General features: G+C 73.1%; 3 protein-coding genes and 2 pseudogenes. All 5 read left to right on the top strand.

The annotated features are described in order from the left end of the window. Positions 1-9: 9 nt before the first annotated feature. The 5 genes and pseudogenes from CG740_RS06010 (at position 10) to CG740_RS05995 (ending at position 21896) form a co-directional block, all read left to right on the top strand. A complete protein-coding gene (locus CG740_RS06010; RefSeq protein ID WP_100573892.1) occupies positions 10-1176 on the top strand; it encodes a cytochrome P450 in 1167 nt (388 codons plus the stop codon). Between the two features lie 106 nt (positions 1177-1282). Next, positions 1283-14389: a type I polyketide synthase gene (locus CG740_RS40775; RefSeq protein ID WP_100573891.1), complete on the top strand. Its 13107-nt coding sequence runs from the start codon at positions 1283-1285 to the stop codon at positions 14387-14389. Then, positions 14386-14430 (top strand): annotated as a pseudogene (locus CG740_RS41835) (hypothetical protein); the annotation flags it as partial. The gene CG740_RS40775 and the pseudogene CG740_RS41835, both read left to right, overlap by 4 nt. Beyond that, a pseudogene (locus CG740_RS06000) lies at positions 14422-19902 on the top strand (type I polyketide synthase); the annotation flags it as partial. The pseudogenes CG740_RS41835 and CG740_RS06000, both read left to right, overlap by 9 nt. Beyond that, positions 19899-21896, top strand: a complete 1998-nt coding sequence (locus tag CG740_RS05995) for an alpha/beta fold hydrolase (protein WP_100573889.1) — start codon at positions 19899-19901, stop codon at positions 21894-21896. The pseudogene CG740_RS06000 and the gene CG740_RS05995, both read left to right, overlap by 4 nt. The last annotated feature ends 91 nt before the right edge of the window (positions 21897-21987 follow it).

Raw genomic sequence — 21987 nt, 5'->3', positions numbered from 1 at the left:
GTTTCCCGGATGAGGCAGTCCACGGCCGACCAGTTGGGTCCGCTGCCCGACTTCATGCAGCCCGGTGCCGAAGACGTCGTCCGCATCGTCACGCCGACCGGCGACGACATGTGGCTGGTGCGCAACTACGCGCTGGGCCGCTCGGTCCTGACCGACAAGAGGTTCAGCCGGGTCGCGGCGCTCGCACCCAAGGCGCCGAGGTTCAACGACGCCCAACCGGCGGCGGACTCCATGATGAGCATGGACGGTAGCCCGCACGCCCGGCTGAGGCGGCTGGTCAGCGGCGGGTTCTCCACGGGCCGCATGGCGCGGATGAGCACCTTCGTGGAGGATCTCACCGACCGGCACCTCGACGCGGTCGTCGAACTGGGCCACGGCGCCGATCTGATCGAGAACCTCGCGAGGCCGCTGCCGCTCTCGGTGCTGTGCTCCATGCTCGGCGTTCCCGAGGAGGACAGCCCCCGCTTCAGCGGCTGGGTCGAGGTGCTCTTCGACATCAACGCGAGCAGCCCCCGCGAGAAGGTTCGCTACCGCATCGAACTCATCGAGTACATAAGCGAGTTGCTGGAGCGCAAGCGCCGCGATCCGCAGGAGGACATGCTCAGCGACCTGATCGCCGCGCACGACCAGGGCGAGCTGTCCATGAACGAGCTCCTCACCCTGGGGCTCACCCTGCTGATGGCCGGCTACGAGACCACCGGCGGCCAGATCGGCCTTGCGACGCTCTCGCTGCTGACCGACCGCAAGGTGTACGAGGAGCTGAGCGAGCACCCCGACCGGCTCGGTAACGCGGTGGAGGAACTGATCCGGCTGAGCCCCGCCACGCCGCTCGCCTTCCCCCGCGTCGCGACCGAACCGGTGCAGGTCGGCGATGTCCTGGTGCAGCCGGGCGAGGGCGTGATGGTCGCCCTGGTGCACGGCAACCGTGACGCCGCCGTGTTCGCGGACGCAGAGTCGATGAACATCGTCACCGGACACGACGCCTCGCACCTCACGTTCGGTCACGGTGTGCACCGCTGCCTGGGCGCACCGCTGGCGAGGCTCCAGGTGCGCATCGTCCTCGAACGCCTCCTGCACCGCTTCCCGACGCTGCGGCTCGCCGACGGCGACTCCCCGTTCGTCTGGAAGGACGGGCTGGCCACCCGCGGGCTCGCCCGGCTCTGCGTCGCCTGGTAGCCCAACCCTCCGCCGGAAGCGCCCGTCGCTGTCCCACGCCCGCCGCCCGCCGCCCGCCGCGTGGCAACTCCTAGATCTGGAGCGAGAACACGTGTCTGCCGACCGCATGAGCACCGATACCGGGTCCCACGGAGTGGCCCTCGCTGTCATCGGCATGTCCTGCCGCCTTCCGGGCGCACCGAACCCGCAGGGGCCCGGGGACCTGCCGGTGGGGCGCGGGCGGGTGCTGCTCGCACTCGGCCGGGAGGCGCTGAAGGCCGCGGGCGTCGCACCGGGTGAGCTGCGGGGCGGCGAGCAGGCTCTGTTCCTCGGTGTCCCGGACGGGGACCGCGCCGTAGGCCTGCGCGGGCTCGCCCCGACCGTCACCACCGGCCCCGCCTCCACGCTGCGAGCCGTGCTCCTGGCCTCGCGGAGCCTGGCCGGTGGCCACACCGACGTGGCGCTCGCGGCCGGGGCCGAGCACCCCGACGACGCCGTCGGCATCGTCCTGGTGCTCAAGACGCTCACCCGGGCCAGAGCCGACGGCGACCGCGTACGAGCGGTGCTGCACGTCGATGGCGCCGACTCTGCGGACGGACCGGACGGACCGGACGGTGCGCAGGACGGCACGGGTCCGGCGTCCGGCGTAGCCGACCTGCACCGGGCCGTGGTGTCCGCCGGGCGCGGCCGGCCCGCGCCGAGCCTGACCGGTGCGGGGTGCCGCATCAGCGTGGAGGGGGCGGTCGCGGGCTCCGCGGAAGCGGACCGCGCCACCCGCCTGCCCGGCTTCCGCACCGCTACGGTCCCCGTGCTCGTCTCCGGGACCGCCCAGGACGACGTACGGGCACGGGCGCGGCACCTGATCGCCCACCACCGGGAGAACCGGCCCGCCCTGCGCGACTTCGCCCTCTCCCTCGCCGCCTCGCACGCCTCCTGCGACCCCGCCTTCGCGCGGCACCGGACCGTCGTATGGGCCGACAGCGACCGGCAACTCGTCGATGAACTGGGCGCGTTCGCCCGCGGCGACCGTGGCGCCGACCGGGTCACCGGCAGCGCCGGGGTGCGGGACCGGGCCGTCTTCGTCTTCCCCGGCCAGGGCTCCCAGTGGATCGGTATGGCGGCCGGGCTCCTCGACGACTCCGACGTGTTCCGGGAGTCCATCGACGAGAGCGCCCGAGCGCTCGCCCCCTACATCGACTGGTCCCTGGAGGACGTGCTGCGCGGCGCACCCGGCGCCGCGTCCCTCGACCGTGACGACGTCGTCCAACCCGCCCTGTTCGCGGTGATGGTCGCCCTGGCCGCGTTGTGGAAGTCCTTCGGGGTGCGGCCCGCCGCCGTGCTCGGGCACAGCAACGGCGAGATCTCCGCGGCCGTCGTGGCCGGTGGCCTGTCCCTGGCGGACGGGGCCAGGGTGGTGTCCCTGTGGAGCAAGGCGCAGGCCCGGCTCGCGGGCCGGGGCGGGATGATCTCCGTATCGGCGCCGTTGGAGTCCCTGGAGGCGAGGCTAGCCCCGTGGGGGGAGCGGATCGCCGTCGCCGCGGTCAACGGGCCGCGGTCGGTGGTCCTCTCCGGTGACCGCGACGTCATCGACCGCCTGCTCGAAGAGCTCCCCGCCGAGGGCGTGACGGCCAAGCGGATTCCCGTGGACCTCGCTGCCCACTCCCCGCACATCGAGGAACTGCGCGAGGAAATGCTCACCGGGCTCGCGCCGATCCGGCCCCGCACGTCGAGCGTGCCGTTCCACTCGACCGTCACCGGCGACTTCCTCGACACCACCGCCCTGGATGCCTCCTACTGGTTCTCCAACCTGCGCGGCACGGTGCGGTTCGAGGCCTCCGTGCGCGCGCTCGAATCCGATCACCAGGCCTTCATCGAGGTCAGCCCGCACCCCGTCATGACCATGGCGCTCCAGCAGACCCTGGACGACCTGGAGTCGGACGCGGTCGTCGTGGAGTCGCTGCGCCGCAACAAGCCCGGAACCGTCCGGTTCCTCACCTCCCTGGCGCGCCTGCACACCAGCGGCGCCACGGTGGACTGGCGGCCCGCGTTCGGTCCGGACGCCTCGCTCACCGAACTGCCGGCACACCGGCCTCCGGCGCACGAACCCCGGACGGGCGGCGAGGCAACGGCCGGGGTCCCACCAGAGATGGCCGGCGATGGCGGGGCGGCGGACGCGGACCTCCTCCTGGACCTGGTCCGTGCCGAGACCGCCGCGGTCATGGGACTCGACGCGGACGCCGAACTCGACGGCACGGGAGCGTTCCGGGACCTCGGCCTCGACTCCGTGCGCGCCGTCGAGCTGCGCAACCGTCTGGTCGACACCACCGGTCTGCGGCTCCCATTGACGCTGCTCTTCGACCACCCCTCCCCGGAGCGGCTCGCCCGGCACCTCGCCGCGCAGCTCAACGGCACCGCCACCACGACGACGACCGCGACACGGCGGCGCGGCGATGCGGACGAGCCCATCGCCATCGTCTCCATGGCCTGCCGCTTCCCGGGCGATGTGACCTCACCGGAGGAGCTGTTCCAGCTCGTCCTCGACGAGAAGGACGCGATCTCCGGCTTCCCCGCCAACCGGGGCTGGTCCCTCGACTCGCTCTTCGACGGCGACCCGGACCGCGCCGGTCACTCCTACACCCGTCAGGGCGGATTCCTGCACGACGCGGACGAGTTCGACGCCGAGTTCTTCGGCATCAGCCCGCGCGAGGCCCTCGGCATGGACCCGCAGCAGCGTCTGGTCCTGGAGTCCGTGTGGGAGGCCCTGGAGCGGGCCGGGGTCGATCCGGCCGCACTGCGCGACAGCACCACCGGGGTCTACCTCGGCGCGCTCGCGCAGGACTACGGGCCGCGGCTGCACGAGGCGGACGACAAGGCCGGCGGATACGTGCTCACCGGCAACTTCAGCAGCGTCCTCTCGGGCCGCGTCGCGTACACCTTCGGCCTGCGCGGCCCCGCCGTCACCGTGGACACCGCCTGCTCGTCCTCCCTGGTGTCCCTGCATCTGGCCGCGCAGGCCCTGCGCGCGGGTGACTGCGAACTCGCCGTGGCGGGCGGCGTGACGGTGATGTCGAGTCCCGGCATGTTCATCGAGTTCAGCCGTCAGCGCGGCCTCGCCGCGGACGGCCGCTGCAAGGCGTTCTCCGACTCCGCGGACGGCACGGGCTGGGCCGAGGGCGTGGGCGTGCTGCTCCTGGAACGGCTCTCCGACGCACGCCGCAACGGCCACGAGGTCCTGGCGGTCATCCGCGGCTCGGCGATCAACCAGGACGGCGCCAGCAACGGGCTCGCCGCGCCCAGCGGTCCGGCTCAGGAACGGGTCATCCTCGACGCCCTGGCACACGCCGGGCTCTCCCCCGCGGACGTCGACGCCGTCGAAGCACACGGCACCGGCACCCGCCTCGGCGACCCCATCGAGGCCCAGGCCATCCTCGCCACCTACGGGCAGGACCGCGATGCCGAACAACCGCTGTACCTCGGCTCGTTGAAGTCCAACATCGGACACTCCCAGGCCGCGGCCGGGGTCGGCGGCATCATCAAGATGGTGCTCGCCATGCGGCACGGCACCCTGCCGCGCACCCTGCACCTGGACAAGCCCACCTCACATGTCGACTGGAGCGACGGCGCGGTCCACCTGCTGACCGAGGCGCGGCCCTGGCCCGATACCGGCCGCCCGCGCCGGGCCGGGGTGTCCTCGTTCGGGATCAGCGGCACCAACGCCCATGTCGTCCTGGAGCAGGCGCCGCAGGAGCCCGCCACCGATCCGGCACCCGCCGGGGACGGCACGCCGAGGCCGTGGCTGCTCTCCGGCCGCACTGAGGAGGCGCTGCGCGGGCAGGCCGAGCGTCTGCGCGCCTTCGTCAACGCGGATCCGCGGCTTCCGGCGGCCGATATCGGCCTGACGCTCGCGAGCGCGCCCGCGCGCTTCGCCCACACCGCTGCCCTGGTCGCCCGGGACCGCGAGGGCTTCCTCGACGGCCTGGCCGCGCTCGCCGACGGCACGCCCTCCGCCGCCGTGACGCGGGGCCCGCAGGCCGCGCCGGGGAAGCGCCGTACCGCGTTCCTGTTCACCGGTCAGGGCAGCCAGCGGCCCGGCATGGGCCGTGAACTGTACGAGAGCGAGCCCGCGTTCGCCGCCGCGTTCGACGAGATCTGCACCCACTTCGACCAACACCTGCCCACCCCCCTCAAAGACATCGTCTTCGCGCCGGACCCGGACAGCCCACAAGCCGCACTGCTCAACGAGACCCAATACACCCAACCCGCCCTGTTCGCCGTGGAAATCGCCCTCTTCCGACTCCTCGAACACCACGGCATCACCCCCGACCAACTCCTCGGCCACTCCATCGGCGAAATCGCCGCCGCCCACGCAGCAGGCATCCTCAACCTCACCGACGCCTGCACCCTCGTCGCCCACCGCGGCCGCCTCATGCAAACCGCCCCCACCACCGGCACCATGACCGCCATCGAAGCAACCGAAGAAGAAATCCGCCACACCCTCACCCCCTACACCGGACGCCTCGACCTCGCCGCCATCAACGGACCCACCAACACCGTCATCACCGGCGACACCGACGCCACCACCGAACTCGCCACCACCTGGAAAAACAAAGGCCGCAAAACCACCAACCTCAACGTCAGCCACGCCTTCCACTCCCACCACATGGACGGCATCCTCAACGACTTCCGCACCATCGCCAACACCCTCACCTACACACCCCCACGCATACCCCTCATCTCCAACATCACCGGACACACCGCCACCACCGAACAACTCACCGACCCCGAATACTGGGTCCAACAACTCCGCACCACCGTCCGCTTCGCCGACGGACTCCACACCCTCCAACAAGACGGCATCACCACGTACGTGGAGCTGGGCCCGGCTCCCGTCCTCACGGCCATGGCCCGGGACTGCCTGGGCGAGGACGGACCGCAGCCGATCGCCGTCCTACGACCCGACCGGTCCGAGGCGCACACCTTCACCACGGCCCTCGCGCAGCTCGCACTGCACGGCTTCACCCTGGACCCGGAGTTGCTGTTCCCCGGGGCCCGGCGGACCGTACTTCCCACCTACGCCTTCCAGCGGCGACGCTACTGGCTGGACACCCCCGTCCCGGCGGGGGACGCCGCGGGCCTCGGTCTCACGCCCGCGGGCCACCCGCTGCTCGGCAGCCTGACAAGCCTTGCCGCGGGCTACGGGCTGTTGCTCGCCGGGCGGCTCTCGCCGCACACGCATCCCTGGCTCGCCCAGCACGTGATCGGAGGGTCCGCTCTGCTGCCCGGAGCGGCCGTCGTGGAGCTGGCCGTCGCCGCGGGCGACCGCGCCGGGCTCGGTGGGCTGCGTGAACTGGTCCTGGAAGAACCCTTGTTGCTGCCGGACGAGGGCATCCGGATCCAGATCACCGTGGGCGCCGCCGACGCGGCGGGGGAATGCTCCGTCGCCGTGCACTCGCGCCGCCAGGCCCCGACGTCCCACGAGGCCCGCGACGAGGGCGAGTGGACTCGGCACGCCTCCGGCGTCCTCGTCCCGACCGGCGCCCGGGCGGCCGCCGACCAGGGGGCCTGGCCCCCGCCAGGCGCCTCCCCGCTCAAGCACGAGGACCTGTACGAGGGTCTGGCCGATCTCGGCTATGCCTACGGCCTGGCCTTCCAAGGGCTGCGAGCCGTCTGGCAGTCGGGCACGGACCTGTACGCGGAGGTGGCACTGCCCGAGGAACTGCACGGGGAGGCCGCCGAGTACGGCATCCATCCCGCGCTCCTGGACGCGGCACAGCACGCGCTCCTGATCGGACTGCTGCCCCCGGGCGACGAGGACGCCACCGACCTGCGCCTCCCGTTCTCGTACGACGGCGTCACCCTGCACGCCTCGGGGGCCACCCGGCTGCGGGTGCGCCTGGCCCGCGGCGAGGGAGACGGTGTCGCCCTGACCGCCACCGACCCGGCCGGGCAGCCCGTGCTGTCCGTCGGCTCCCTGACACTGCGCAGGGTGCCGGCCGACCGGATCGTCACGGGCAGCGGGGCCCCCGACGGGCTGCACCGCCTGGCCTGGCAGCCGGTGCGAGCCGCGGAGCCCGCCGCCGACGCCCGCCGCACCGGCCCCTGGGCCGTACTCGGCGCGCCCGTCGCGGGGCTCACCGCCGTTCCGTATCAGGACCTCGATGTCCTGGACAAGGCACTCTCCGCCGGTGAACCGGTCCCCGATGTCCTGGTGCTGCCCTGCCACACCCCGGACGAACGCCGCCATGACGTGTCGGCGACCCGCGCCGCCGTCCGCGAGATGCTCGCCGTCGTGCGACGCTGCCTCGCCGACGTGCGTCTGCAGTCGACGACCTTCCTGCTCCTCACCCGGTCGGCGGTCGCCGCCGTGGACGGCGAGGACGTCCACGATCTGCCCGCCGCCGCCGTCCACGGGCTGCTGCGCACGGCAGCGAGCGAGCACCCGGGCCGCTTCGCGCTCCTGGACACGGACGGCGACGGTCTCGCCCATGTGGCCACGGCGGCCGCCTACGCCGCCACGGGCGCCCGCCAACTGGTCCTGCGCAACGGCGTCTTGTCGGAGCCTCGACTCACCCGCATCCCGGGCCGGCAGCACCCCGTGGCCGCGCTCGACCCGGAGGGCACCGTCCTGATCACCGGCGGCACCGGCGGTCTGGGTGGCCTCATGGCCCGGCACCTGGCCGGCCGGCACGGCGTACGGCACCTGCTGCTGTGCAGCCGTAGCGGCCGGGCGCCCGAACTGGTCGCACAACTGTCAGAGTTGGGCGCCACGACCACGGTCGTGGCCTGTGATGTCACCGACCGCGAACGCCTTGCCGAGGTGCTGGCCGCCGTACCGCCGGCGCACCCGCTGACCGCGGTGGTGCACACCGCGGGCGTTCTGGCCGACGCCACCCTGGACAATCTCGGCCCCGACGCCGTCGACCGGGCGCTCGGCGCCAAGGCGGACGGCGCCCGACACCTGCACGAGCTCACCGCGGGCCTGCCGTTGGCCGCGTTCGTGGTGTTCTCCTCGATCGCGGGACTCCTCGGCAACCCCGGCCAGGGCGCCTACGCCGCAGCCAACGCCCATGTCGACGCACTGGCCCAGCACCGCAGGGCCCACGGGCTTCCCGCGACGTCGCTCGCCTGGGGACTGTGGGACCCCGCGGCGGGCGGCATGGCCGCGGAACTCTCCGACGCGGACGTCGCCCGGTGGGGCCGCAACGGCATCCTGCCGCTGACCGCGGAGCGCGGCACAGCGCTGTTCGACGCGGCTCTGGCCACGGGCGAACCGCTGCTCGTCCCGGTCGAACTGGACCCGGCCGCGCTGCGTGCCCCTGCCGCGACCATGCCCACGCTGCTGCGCTCGCTCGCCTCCCCCGCCCGGCGCCGAGCCCTCGCCACGACCGCCGCGGGCGGCACCGACTCCTGGGCGGCGCGAACTTCCGGGCTTCCGGAGGCCGAACGCCGGCGGGCTGTGGCGGAGTTGATCCGCATGACGGTGTCCACCGTCCTCGCGCTGCCGGACGCCTCGGGCCTCGCCGCCGACACGGCCTTCCGCGACCTCGGCCTCGACTCCCTGACCGGCCTGGAACTGCGCGGCCGTCTCGGCGCGGCCACGGGACTGAAGCTGTCCGCCACGGTGGTCTTCGACCACCCCACCCCGGCGGCCCTCACCGATCACCTCATGGCGCAGCTCGGCCCGGTGGCCGCCGCCGAGCAGCACGCGCCTCGGGGAGCGGCGGCACTCACCCCCGCGCTGGTGGACGACCCCGTCGTGATCGTGGGAATGGCCTGCCGCTACCCGGGCGACGTGCGTACCCCGGACGACCTGTGGCGGCTCGTCGCCGACGGCACCGACGCCATCGGCCCCTTCCCGGAGAACCGCGGCTGGGACGTCGAGAACCTCTACGACCCGGACCCCGACAAGCCGGGGAAGTCGTACACACGGCACGGCGGATTCCTCTACGACGCGGACCGCTTCGACGCCGGGTTCTTCGGCATCAGCCCCCGCGAGGCCGCGGGAATGGACCCGCAGCAACGGCTCCTGCTGGAGACCAGCTGGGAGGCCGTGGAAAGCGCGGGCATCGCGCCCACGGCCCTGCACGGCAGCCGCACCGGCGTGTTCTGCGGCGTCATGTACAGCGACTACGCCTCGCGGCTTCCCGCCACCCCGCAGAGCGTGGAGGCGTACGGATTCACGGGCAACTCACCGAGCGTGGTCTCCGGCCGCGTCTCGTACACGCTGGGCCTCAAGGGCCCCGCGATCACGGTGGACACGGCGTGCTCCTCGTCCCTCGTGGCCACTCATCTGGCCGCACAGGCGCTGCGCAACGGTGAGTGCGAGCTGGCTCTGGCCGGCGGCGTCACGGTCATGTCGGCGCCCAACACGTTCATCGAGTTCAGCCGCCAGCGCGGCCTCGCCGCGGACGGCCGCTGCAAGGCGTTCTCCGACTCCGCGGACGGCACGGGCTGGGCCGAGGGCGTGGGCGTGCTGCTCCTGGAACGGCTCTCCGACGCACGCCGCAACGGCCACGAGGTCCTGGCGGTCATCCGCGGCTCGGCGATCAACCAGGACGGCGCCAGCAACGGGCTCACGGCGCCCAGCGGTCCGGCTCAGGAACGGGTCATCCTCGACGCCCTGGCACACGCCGGGCTCTCCCCCGCGGACGTCGACGCCGTCGAAGCACACGGCACCGGCACCCGCCTCGGCGACCCCATCGAGGCCCAGGCCATCCTCGCCACCTACGGGCAGGACCGCGATGCCGAACAACCGCTGTACCTGGGCTCGTTGAAGTCCAACATCGGACACTCCCAGGCCGCGGCCGGGGTCGGCGGCATCATCAAGATGGTGCTCGCCATGCGGCACGGCACCCTGCCGCGCACCCTGCACCTGGACAAGCCCACCTCACATGTCGACTGGGACGAGGGTGCGGTGGAGCTCCTGACGGAGGCCAGGCCCTGGCCTTCGGGCGACAGGCCGCGGCGTGGGGGTGTGTCGTCGTTCGGTGTCAGCGGCACCAACGCCCATGTCGTCCTGGAGCAGGCGCCGGAGCTTCCGGCCGCTCCCGAAGAGAGCGGTCTCCCCGGCCTGCTGCCTTGGGTGATCTCCGCGCGCGGCCCGCAGGCGCTGCGTGCCCAGGCCGCGCAGTTGCGTCCCCTTGCTGCCGGCCCGGACGGGTCCGGTGACGCCACCGCCCTCGGCCGGCCGGACCTCGACATCGGCCGCTCCCTGGCCGCATCCCGCTCCGCCCTCCCGGACCGGGCCGTGGTCCTCGCAGCGGACCGCTCCGAACTGCTCGCCGGACTGGACGCACTGCGGCGCGACGAGCACGCGCCGCACGTGGTGACCGGCAGCGCGGCGGCACCGGGCCGTACCGCGTTCCTGTTCACCGGTCAGGGCAGCCAGCGGCACGGCATGGGCCGTGAACTGTACGAGAGCGAGCCCGCGTTCGCCGCCGCGTTCGACGAGATCTGCACCCACTTCGACCAACACCTGCCCACCCCCCTCAAAGACATCGTCTTCGCGCCGGACCCGGACAGCCCACAAGCCGCACTGCTCAACGAGACCCAATACACCCAACCCGCCCTGTTCGCCGTGGAAATCGCCCTCTTCCGACTCCTCGAACACCACGGCATCACCCCCGACCAACTCCTCGGCCACTCCATCGGCGAAATCGCCGCCGCCCACGCAGCAGGCATCCTCAACCTCACCGACGCCTGCACCCTCGTCGCCCACCGCGGCCGCCTCATGCAAACCGCCCCCACCACCGGCACCATGACCGCCATCGAAGCAACCGAAGAAGAAATCCGCCACACCCTCACCCCCTACACCGGACGCCTCGACCTCGCCGCCATCAACGGACCCACCAACACCGTCATCACCGGCGACACCGACGCCACCACCGAACTCGCCACCACCTGGAAAAACAAAGGCCGCAAAACCACCAACCTCAACGTCAGCCACGCCTTCCACTCCCACCACATGGACGGCATCCTCAACGACTTCCGCACCATCGCCAACACCCTCACCTACACACCCCCACGCATACCCCTCATCTCCAACATCACCGGACACACCGCCACCACCGAACAACTCACCAACCCCGAATACTGGGTCCAACAACTCCGCACCACCGTCCGCTTCGCCGACGGACTCCACACCCTCCAACAAGACGGCATCACCCGCTTCGTCGAACTCGGCCCGGACGCCGCCCTCAGCGCCCTCGTGCCGGCCGCCGAGGGCGACGGCATCACCGTGACGCCACTGCTGCGCCGGGGCCGCGACGAAGTGCGCACCTTCATGACCGCGCTGGCGCGGAGCTACGCGGACGGCGTCGAGGTCGACTGGAGCGGCTTCTTCCGCGGCGGCCGCACCGTGCCCCTGCCCACCTACCCCTACCAGCGCGAGCGGTACTGGCTGAGCACGTCGGCCACACCCGCGGCCCACGTAGCCGAACGCACCCACCCGGTGCTCGACGAAGGTGTCGAACTGGCAGGCGGACGCGGCTTGTTGTTCACCGGGTCCCTCGACGTACAGGCCCAGCCCTGGCTCCTGGACCACGCCGTCGCCGGTGCCGTGACGCTGCCCGGCGCAGGCGTCGCGGAGCTCGCGCTGCACGCCGCGCGGCGCACCAGTGCGGGCCACGTGGCCGACCTCGTCCTGGAACAGCCCCTGACGCTGGAACAGACCTGCGCGGTCCAGCTCATGGTCGACGCCCCGGCCGGCGACGGCAGCCGCTCCCTCACGCTCTACTCCCGTCCCGGCACCGGGCCGACCGGCGAGTGGACCCGGCACGCGACCGGCACTCTGGGGGCCGCGATCGCCGCCGAACCGGCGCACCTCTCCTCGTGGCCGCCCAAGGAGGCGTCCCCGGTCCCGCTCGACGGCCTGTACTCCCGCCTGGCGGAGCGGGGTTACCGCTACGGGACCGCCTTCCAGGGACTGCGCGCCCTGTGGCGCCACGGAGCGGATCTGTACGCGGAGGTCCTGCCGCCCGAGGAGGCGAGCGGCGAAGGTTTTCTGCCGCACCCGGCCGCCCTGGACGCCGCCCTGCACGCCCTGCTCGGTGGCGCCGGGGACGACCCGCGACTCCTCGTGCCCTTCGCGTGGAGCGGCCTGACGCTGCACGGCGGCGCCGCCGTCAGCGGACCGCTGCGCGTGCGCCTACGGCGAGGCGAAGGCGACACCTACGCCCTGCTCGTCACCGACGGGAGCGGGGTGCCGCTGCTGGGTTGCGACGAGCTCGCACTGCGCGAGCTGACCCCGTCCACGGGAGGCCCGGCCGACGCCGCCTCGCTGTTCGCCCTGCACTGGTCCGGCCGAACGCTCGACACCGCCGCCCCGACGGCTCCGTGGGCCGTGGTCGGCCCCGACGGCGACGAGCTTCGCGACGCCGTCCGGGTGGGCGGGGTGACCGTGCGCGCCCACGCGCGTCTCGACGAGTTGAGCCGCTCCCTCGACGACGGCGGGGAAGTCCCCGCGGTCGTCGTCCTCACACTCGGTGGGTCCGCCGCACACAGCGGACCCGCTGCGACCGGCGCGCCCGCCGCCTTTGGCGGTACGGGCGGAGCCACTGGGCCTGCGGCACCCCGCACGGCCCTCTCCCCCGGTGGGCCCACCGAACCCGGTGGGCCCACCGGGACGAACACCCAGGACGTCCTCGGTGTCGTGCAGCGCTGGCTGGCCGACGAGCGGTTCTCCGCGAGCCGGCTCGCCGTGCTCACCCGGGACGCGGTCGTCACGGCCGAGGGCGAGCACCCGGACCCGGCACGCGCCGCGGTGTGGGGCCTGGTCCGTGCCGCCCAGTCGGAGCACCCGGGGCGATTCGCCCTGATCGACACCGACGGCCGGCCGGAGTCCGTCCGCGGCCTCGTAGCCGCCGCGGCGTCGGACGAACCTCAACTCGCCATCCGCAAGGGCACGTTCCTGGTGCCACGCCTTGGCGCACACACGCCGCATCCCACCGGCGCCATCCCCTTCGACCGGCACAGCCGCGTCCTGATCACCGGCGGTCTCGGCTCTCTGGGCCGCTTGACGGCCCGGCATCTGACCGAGCGGTACGGCGTCCGGCAGCTGGTGCTCACCGGGCGGCGCGGAACGGGCACCCCCGGCGCTGCGGAGTTCGTCGGCCGCCTTGAGTCGAAGGGCGTCCGGGTCACCGTCGCCGCCTGCGACGCCGCCGACCGTGACGCGTTGGCCACCGTTCTGGACGGGCTCGCGCAGCCGCCCACCGCGGTGGTGCACGCGGCGGGCGTACTCGACGACACCGTCGTCGAGCAACTCACCCCCGAGCGCCTGGACGCGGTCCTGCGGCCCAAGGCCGACGGCGCCGTCCACCTCCACGAACTGACCCGGCATCTGAACCTGTCCGCCTTCGTTCTGTTCTCCTCCCTCGCGGGGCTGCTCGGCACCGCGGGCCAGGGCAACTACGCGGCGGGCAACGCCTTCCTCGACGCCTTGGCCCACCGGCGCCGCGCCGAAGGGCTGCCCGCCGTGTCGCTGGCATGGGGACTGTGGGCCGACGAGGCCGAGGGGGCCGAGGCGGCCTCCGGGGGCGGTCTGGGCAGCGACCTCGGCGCCGCGGACCTGCGGCGCCTGGCGCGCTCCGGTGTGGCCGCGTTGCCCGTCGACGAGGGTTTCGCCCTGTTCGACGCCGCCATCGCGGACGCCGCACCCGTCCTGGTGCCCGCCCGGCTCGACCTGAGCGGACTCGACGCGGAGTCGGCTCCGCCCGTCCTGCGGGCCCTCGCCCCGGCCGCCCCGCGGACGGCAGCGAGTGCGCAGTTCGCCGCGGACCCGGCGGCCGCGCTGCGCGGCCGCCTGGCCGAAGCCGCTCCCCACGAACGGCGCCACATCGTCCTCGAAGCCGTACGGGCCGAGGTGGCGGCCGTTCTCGGCCATGCCACCCAGGACCGGGTCGCGGCGAGCAGCCGCTTCCAGGACCTGGGCTTCGACTCCCTGACCTCCCTCGAACTGCGCAACCGCCTCGGCTCGGTGACGGGTGTACGGCTGCCGCCGACAATCGTCTTCGACCACCCCAGCCCCGGCGCCCTCGCCGACCGCCTCATCCATGCTCTGACCGACGAGGCGGACGCCGCCGAGGACACCGGTGCCGATGACTCGGGCGGCGCCGAAGGGCCGGGCGAGGACAACGTCCTGGACACGATGACCACCGATGAACTGGTCCGCCTGGCACTGGGCACAGGCCTCATTGATCAGGCCCGGCACGGAAGCGATGGAGAGACACGATGACGGCCACGTCCCACGAGCAAGTCGTCGACGCGCTGCGGACCGCGTTGAAGGACAACGAGCAACTGCGGGCGTCGGCCGCGCGGCAGGCCGAGCGCGAGCACGGGCCGATCGCCATCGTCGGCATGGCCTGCCGCTACCCCGGCGGTGTCTCGTCCCCGCAGGACCTGTGGCACCTGGTCAACGACGAGGTCGACGCCATCGGCCCGTTCCCCACCGACCGTGGCTGGGACCTCTCCGCCCTGTACGACCCGGACCCGGAGCAGCCCGGGACGTCGTACGTCAAGGAGGGGGGATTCCTTCACGACGCGGGCGAGTTCGACGCCGAGCTCTTCGGGATCTCGCCGCGTGAGGCACACGCGATGGACCCGCAGCAGCGGCTGCTCCTCGAAACGGCGTGGGAGGCCTTCGAGACCGCCGGACTCGACCCGGCGGCGCTGCGCGGCAGCCGCACCGGCGTCTTCGTGGGCACCATGTACGACGACTACGCCTCCCGCCTCTCGCCCGCACCGGCCGAGTACGAGGGCTATCTGGGCCTCGGCAGCGCGGGCAGTGTGGCCTCCGGGCGGCTCTCCTACAGCTTCGGGTTCGCGGGGCCCGCGCTGACCGTGGACACGGCCTGCTCGTCGTCCCTGGTGGCGCTGCACCTGGCGAGCGCCGCGCTGCGCCGGGGCGAGTGCACCCTGGCCCTGGCCGGGGGCGCCACGGTCATGGCGACGCCCATGCCGTACGTGGAGTTCAGCCGCCAGCGCGCGCTGTCCTCCGACGGGCGCTGCAGGTCGTTCGCCGCCGCCGCGGACGGCACCGGCTGGTCGGAGGGCGCCGGACTGCTCCTGCTGGAGCGGCTGGAGGACGCCCGTCGCCTGGGCCACCCCGTGCTGGCCGTGATCAGGGGCTCCGCGATGAACCAGAGCGGCGACAGCAACGGCCTGACCGCGCCCAGCGGGCACGCTCAGGAACTCGTCATCCAGCAGGCCCTCGCCGCCGCCGGCATCTCCCCCGCCGAGGTCGACGCCGTCGAGGCGCACGGCACCGGCACCGCGCTCGGCGATCCCATCGAGGCGAGCGCGCTCCTCGCCGCCTACGGCACGGACCGCCCGGCGGACCGCCCTCTGTACCTCGGCTCCCTCAAGTCCAACATCGGCCACACCCAGAGCGCCGCCGGGGTCGGCGGCGTCATCAAGATGACGATGGCACTGCAGAACGGCCTGCTGCCCAAGACCTTGCACGCGGATGAGGCCACGCCCCATGTGGACTGGTCCCGGGGGACGTTGGAGCTGCTGACCGAGGCCAAGCAGTGGCCCACGTACGGGCGTCCGCGGCGAGCGGCGGTGTCCTCGTTCGGCATCAGCGGCAGCAACGCCCACGTCATTCTGGAGCAGGCCCCCGAGCCCGCCGCCGAAGCGGCGACGGCGCCGTCCGCCGAAGCGGCGACGGCGCCGCTGCCCGTCGTACCGGTCGCCCTGTCGGCACGCGGCTCAGCCGCACTTCGCGCCCAGGCGGCCCGCGTGCTCGACCTGCTGACCGCGGAGCCCGCCACTTCGGTGGGCGTCCTCGACCTGGGCTTCTCCCTCGCCACCACCCGCGGTCACCTCACCCACCGCGCGGTCCTCCTCCCGGAGGGGCGCGAGAGCCTGCTCGACGGTCTGCGCAGCATCGCGGAGGACTCCGGCACCACCGCAGCCGTACGGGGGATCGCCGCCGAGGGACGCCATGCCTTCCTCTTCGCCGGCCAGGGCGCCCAGCGTTCCGGCATGGGCCAGGAGCTGTATCGCACCTTCCCGGCGTTCGCGGCCGCCTTCGATGCGGCCTGCCTCGAACTCGACCGGCGTCTCGATCGCCCGTTGCGCGAGGTCGTCTTCGCCGCCGAAGGTTCCGTCGAGGCCGCACTGCTGCACCGCACCGAATACACCCAGCCCGCGCTCTTCGCCTACGAAGTCGCCCTGTTCCGTCTCTTCGAGTCCTGGGGGATTACGCCCGACGCCGTGATCGGGCACTCCGTCGGGGCGCTCGCCGCGGTGCACGCCGCGGGCGTGCTCTCCCTCGCGGACGCGGCCGAGCTGGCTGTGGTCCGTGGGCGGATCATGCAGCGCCTTCCGGAGGGCGGCGCCATGGTGGCGCTGCGTACGGACGAGGACACGGCCACCGCCCTGATAGCCGGCCGCACGGACCGGATCTCGCTCGCCGCCGTGAACGGTCCTGCAGCCACGGTCCTCTCGGGCGACCGGGACGAACTCAGTGTCCTGATAGCCGAGTTCGAGAGCTCCGGCGGCAAGGCCACGTGGCTGAAGGTCAGCCACGCCTTCCACTCCCCCCTCATGAAGCCGGCTCTCGATGAGCTGCGCTCGGCCGTCAAGGGCCTGACCTTCCGGCGGCCGAAGCTCACGGTGGTCTCGGACCTGACGGGGCAGCCGGCGCAGCCGGACGCGTTCGCGGATCCGGAGTACTGGGTGCGGCACGCCGCCGAAACGGTCCGCTTCCAGGACGGCGTCCAGGCGCTCGCCGGACTCGGGTGCGACCGGTTCCTGGAGGTGGGCCCGGCGGGCGACCTCACCGCGATGGCCGCGGACTGCCTCACCGACGGGCCCGCGCCGGAGCTGATCCCGGCCCAGCGCCGCCAACAGCCGGAAGCCAGCGCCGCGCTGACCGCGGTGGCCCGGCTGCACGCCGTGGGCGCCGACGTCGACTGGGCCGCCGTGTTCGAGGGCCGGGGCGCCCGCCGCGTGGCGCTGCCGACGTACCCCTTCCAGCGCCGCCGCTACTGGCTCGATCTGCCCGAACGGACCGGTGACGTGCGCGCTGCCGGACTGACCCCGTTCGACCACCCGGTGCTCACCGCCGTGGCCGACGTCCCGGAGCCCGAAGGCGTCCTGTTCACCGGACGGATCTCGCACACCGCACTCCCCTGGCTATCCGACCACCAGGTCGCGGGCCGGGTGCTGCTGCCCGGCGCCGCCCTGCTCGACCTGGTGGTGAGCGCCGCCCGTGCCGTGGGCTGCGACCTGGTCGAGGAACTCGCCCTGGAAGCGCCCCTGGCCGTACCGGAGGGCGCGGAGGTCGAACTGCGGGTGTTCCTCACCGGGCCCGACACCGAAGGCAGCCGGGCCGTCACCGTGCACGCCCGCCGCTCGGACGTCGCCGGCCCCTCCGCATGGACCCGCCACGCCCACGGCTCCGTCTCCCGGCAAGAGCCGGGCGCGCACACCGGCTCGCGGGGCGGCCTGCCCGAGGACGCCGTCCCGGTGGACGCACGGACCGAGGACCTCTACGCCGCCCTGGCGGCCGGGGGACTGCGCTACGGGCCGGCCTTCCGCGGCGTCCGGGCGGTGTGGCGGCACGGCACGGAGCGGTACGCCGATGTGGCGCTGCCCGACGGGATCGAGCCCGGCACGCACTCGCTGCATCCCGCGCTCCTGGACGCCGTGCTGCATCCGCTGGCGGCCGACGGCTCCGAGGGATCCGAGGGATCCGAGGGATCCGAGGGATCCGAGGGCATGCTCCCCTCCGTCTGGGCCGACGTGCGCGTCCATGCCGTCGGCGTCGGCCGGGCCCGGGTCCGTCTGACCCCCATCGGGGCAGACACGGTGTCCGTCACCCTCACCGGCCCCGACGGCAGGCAGGTGGCCTCGATCGGCTCGCTCGCGCTGCGGCCGGTTCCGGCGGCGGATGCCGGACCCGGCGACGAGGACGCCTCCGACGGCCTGTTCCTCCCGCACTGGACGCCACTCCCCGAGCTGCCCGCCACCGCACCTGCCGAGCGCTGGGTGGAGTTCGGGCCGGACGACAGCCAGTACGGCCGTGGCTCCCTCGCCGCGACTCTCGCTGCGGGAGCACCCGCTCCCCGGACGATCCTGATGTCCTGCCCGGCTCCCACGGGCGACCCGGCGGAAGCCGTGAGGGCGGTGCTCAACGAAGTCCTGAGCACGGTCCACTTCGTGCTGGAGAGCGAACAGTTGACGGGCACCCGCCTCGTGGTCACCACGCGCGGAGCCGTCGCCGTCGACGGTGAGCACCAGCCCGCCCCGCAGCCCGCGCACCGCGCCGTATGGGGCCTGCTGCGCTCCGCCCAGGCCGAGCACCCGGACCGCTTCGTGCTGCTCGACGAGGACGGCACCACCGCATCGCGCGAGTCCCTCGCCGCGGCCCTGGCCACCGGCGAGCCGGAGCTCGCGCTGCGCGGCGGCGTCACGTACCGGCCCGCCCTCGATGCCCGGCTCACCGGCAAGGCAGACTTCGCTCTGCCAGCCTCCGCCACGGCCTGGGACACCACGCGGGCGGTGCTGATCACCGGTGGTCTCGGCTGGCTCGGCCGGATCACCGCCCGGCACCTGGTGGAGCGGCACGGCGTGCGGCAGTTGGTGCTCATGGGCCGCGGCGCCCCCGGACCCGACGCGGAACGGGCCATCACGGAGATGCGCGACCTGGGCGCCGATATCCGCACGGTGGCCTGCGACGCCGCCGATCGCGACGCGCTGGCCGCCGCACTCAACGCACTCGCCCGTGAGGGCGTGCGGATCGGCGGCCTCGTCCACGCAGCGGGGGTGCTCGAAGGCGGAATCCTGACCGATCTGACCGCCGACGGCTTCGAACTGACGTTGCGCCCGAAGGTCGACGCGGCGCTCAACCTGCACGAACTGACCGCGGACCTGGACCTGTCCGCCTTCGTCGTCTTCTCCTCCGTGGCAAGCACGTTGAACTCCGCCGGGCAGGGCGCCTACGCCGCCGCGAACGCGTTCTTGGAAGGGCTGATGGAGCAACGGCACGCCATGGGCAGGCTCGGCGTGTCCATCGTGTGGAGCCAGTGGGACGTGGCGGGCGGCATGGGCAGCACCCTCACCGACGCCCAAGTCGCCCGGATGGCCCGGCTCGGCATCCTGCTGATGTCCGTCGACCAGGGCCTGGCCTTCTTCGACGCGGCGGTCCGCCGCAACCGGCCGGTGGCCGTGGCCGGGCGCTGGGACGTCGACGCCCTGGCCGCCCGGCATCGCGACGGCACCCTGCCGCCACTCCTGGAATCCCTGTTGCCCAGTGGACCGGAGCGGTCCGCCAAGAACCCGGACGATTACGCGACGCCCTACGCACAGGACACCGAGTCCTCGGGTAGCGACGAGGACGTGCTCCTCGGGCGGCTGGTCGAAGAACTCGCAGCGGTGCTCGGCCACGCGTCCGCCGCCGCCCTCGACCCGGACGTCGCCTTCGACCACATGGGCGTGGACTCGCTGGCCACGGTGGAGTTTCGCAACCGGCTCACGGCCGCCACCGGCCTCCGGTTGCCGGCGACGTTCATCTTCGACTGGCCGACCCCGCGCGAACTCGCCGAGTACATGGCCGAGGAACTGACGCCACCCCAGGACTCCGGCGCTCCGTCGCCACTGCTGCAAGGTCTCGCCGGCTTCGAGGCCGCGTTCACCGAACGGACCCTCGTGGGTGCCGAGCGCGACGACGTACGGGAGCGTCTGGGCCGTCTGCTCGACCGGCTGACCACCATGACCGAGAACGGAACCTCCACCTCATGACCGAGCGCAACGCCACCTCGTCGTCCGCCCCGGCAGGGGGCGACGAGGAGCGCTGGATACGGGTCTTCCACCGCAAGCGGCACAGCTCCGCCCGTCTGGTGTGCTTCCCGCACGGGGCCGGCACGGCGCACGCCTTCACCGGCCTGTCGGGTGCGCTGCCCGAGGACGTGGAGCTGCTCGCCGTGCAGTATCCCGGCCGGGAGGACCGCGGGTCCGAACCCTTCGCCGCCGACATCGCCGCGCTGGCTGCGGGAGTGGCAGATGCCCTTGCCCCGTACGGTGACCGCCCGTTGTTCCTCCTCGGGCACAGCATGGGCGCTCTCGCGGCCTTCGAGACGGCTCGCCTCCTGGAACAACGCGGCACCGTGGCGAGGCTGTTCGTCTCCGCAGCCCGACCGCCGTCGCAGGACTGGGAAGAGATCGACCTCGACGCGAGCGGTGACGAGGTGCTCGTGCACGGCCTTCGCACGCTGGGCGGTGTGCCCGAAATCCTGCTCCAGGAAAGAGACTTCCTCGACGAGATCCTGCGCATGCTGCGCGCGGACCATCGTCTGCTGCGCCACTACCGGTGCTCCGAGGACACCACCCTCACGACCCCTCTGACCGTGCTGCTCGCCTCCGAGGACCCGAAGAACAACCTCGAACAGGTACGGGGCTGGACCCGCCACACCACGGCCGGGCCCTCCGTGGAGATCCACTCCGGAGGCCACTTCGCACTGACGGAACGCGTCGACGAGGTGGCGAAGCTGCTCACCCGGTACATCCACGACGACCTGGCGGCACACACCGCGGGCGTCCCGGCCGACCTGGTGCGCGAGATCTACCTGGCGGGCCCCGACGCGCGCGCGGATCAACTCACCACCAGTCTGCTGGGGTTGGAAGAGGAAGCCCGCAAGGCACTGTCGCCGGCCGCGTACGGGTACGTGGCCGGCAACGCCGGAACCGGGGCGACCGGGCGCGCCAACCGCGAGGCCTTCGACCGGTGGCGACTGGTGCCGAGAGTGCTGCGCGGCGTCACACGCCGCGACCTCTCGGTTCCCCTCCTGGGCCGGCGACTGCCCGCCCCCGTCCTGCTGGCGCCGGTCTCAGCCCAGACCGTCGTCCACCCCGAGGGCGAACTCGCCGCCGTGCGCGGCGCGGCCGACGCGGGCCTGCCCTTCGTCCTGTCGTCCTTCTCCTCGCACAGTCTGGAGGAGGTCGCGGCCGCCGCGGGCCCGGGGCCTCGCTGGTTCCAGCTCTACTGGCCCTCGGACGACGTCCTGGCCACGTCCCTGGTCCGCCGGGCCGAGGCGAGCGGCTACTCGGCGCTGGTCCTCACCGTCGACAATCCCGCCTTCGGCTTCCGGCCGGCGGACCTCGACCACGGGTTTCTGCCGTTCGTGAACGGCACGGGCCTGGCCAACTTCACCAGCGACCCCGTGTTCCGGGCGGCACTGCCCCCCGGTGCCGGCACCGCGGAGGTCGTCGGACACTGGGCCAGCATCTCGGGCAACCCGTCCCTCACCTGGGAGCGGCTCCCCTGGCTGCGCGAACTGACCGATCTGCCCATCCTCGTCAAGGGCATCCTGCACCCGGACGACGCCCGCTTCGCACTGGCCCACGGCGCGGACGGGATCATCGTCTCCAACCACGGCGGACGTCAGCTCGACGGCACGACGGCCGCCCTCGACTGCCTGCCCGCGGTGCGAGCCGCCGTCGGGGACGCCGTCCCCGTGCTGATGGACTCCGGCGTGCGCACCGGCAGCGACGTCGTCAAGGCACTGGCCCTCGGCGCCGACGCCGTCCTGTACGGCAGGCCCTACCAGTACGGCCTGGCGCTCGGCGGGCGCCGCGGCGTGCACCACGTACTGCGTTGCCTGCTGGCCGAGTTCGACCTGGCGCTGACGCTGACCGGGCGGGGCAGCGCCAAGGCCGTCTCGCCGGATCTGATCGCTCCGGCGGGCCCCCTCGCCGTGCCGGTGACGTCCGAAGGGACTTCGGCACATCGCGGGTGACCGGAGCAGGCCGACCGGAGGGCGTTGACCGGAGCAGGCACGAGCACACGGCGACCGGCCGCCTCCGAAGGCGGCCGGTCGTCCGGCTCTT

It is taken from the genome of Streptomyces sp. CB01201, from assembly GCF_002803085.1.
Lineage (GTDB): Bacteria > Actinomycetota > Actinomycetes > Streptomycetales > Streptomycetaceae > Streptomyces > Streptomyces hundungensis.
Note: the sequence above shows the minus strand (reverse complement) of the source record. Positions and strands in the feature narration are given on the sequence as shown.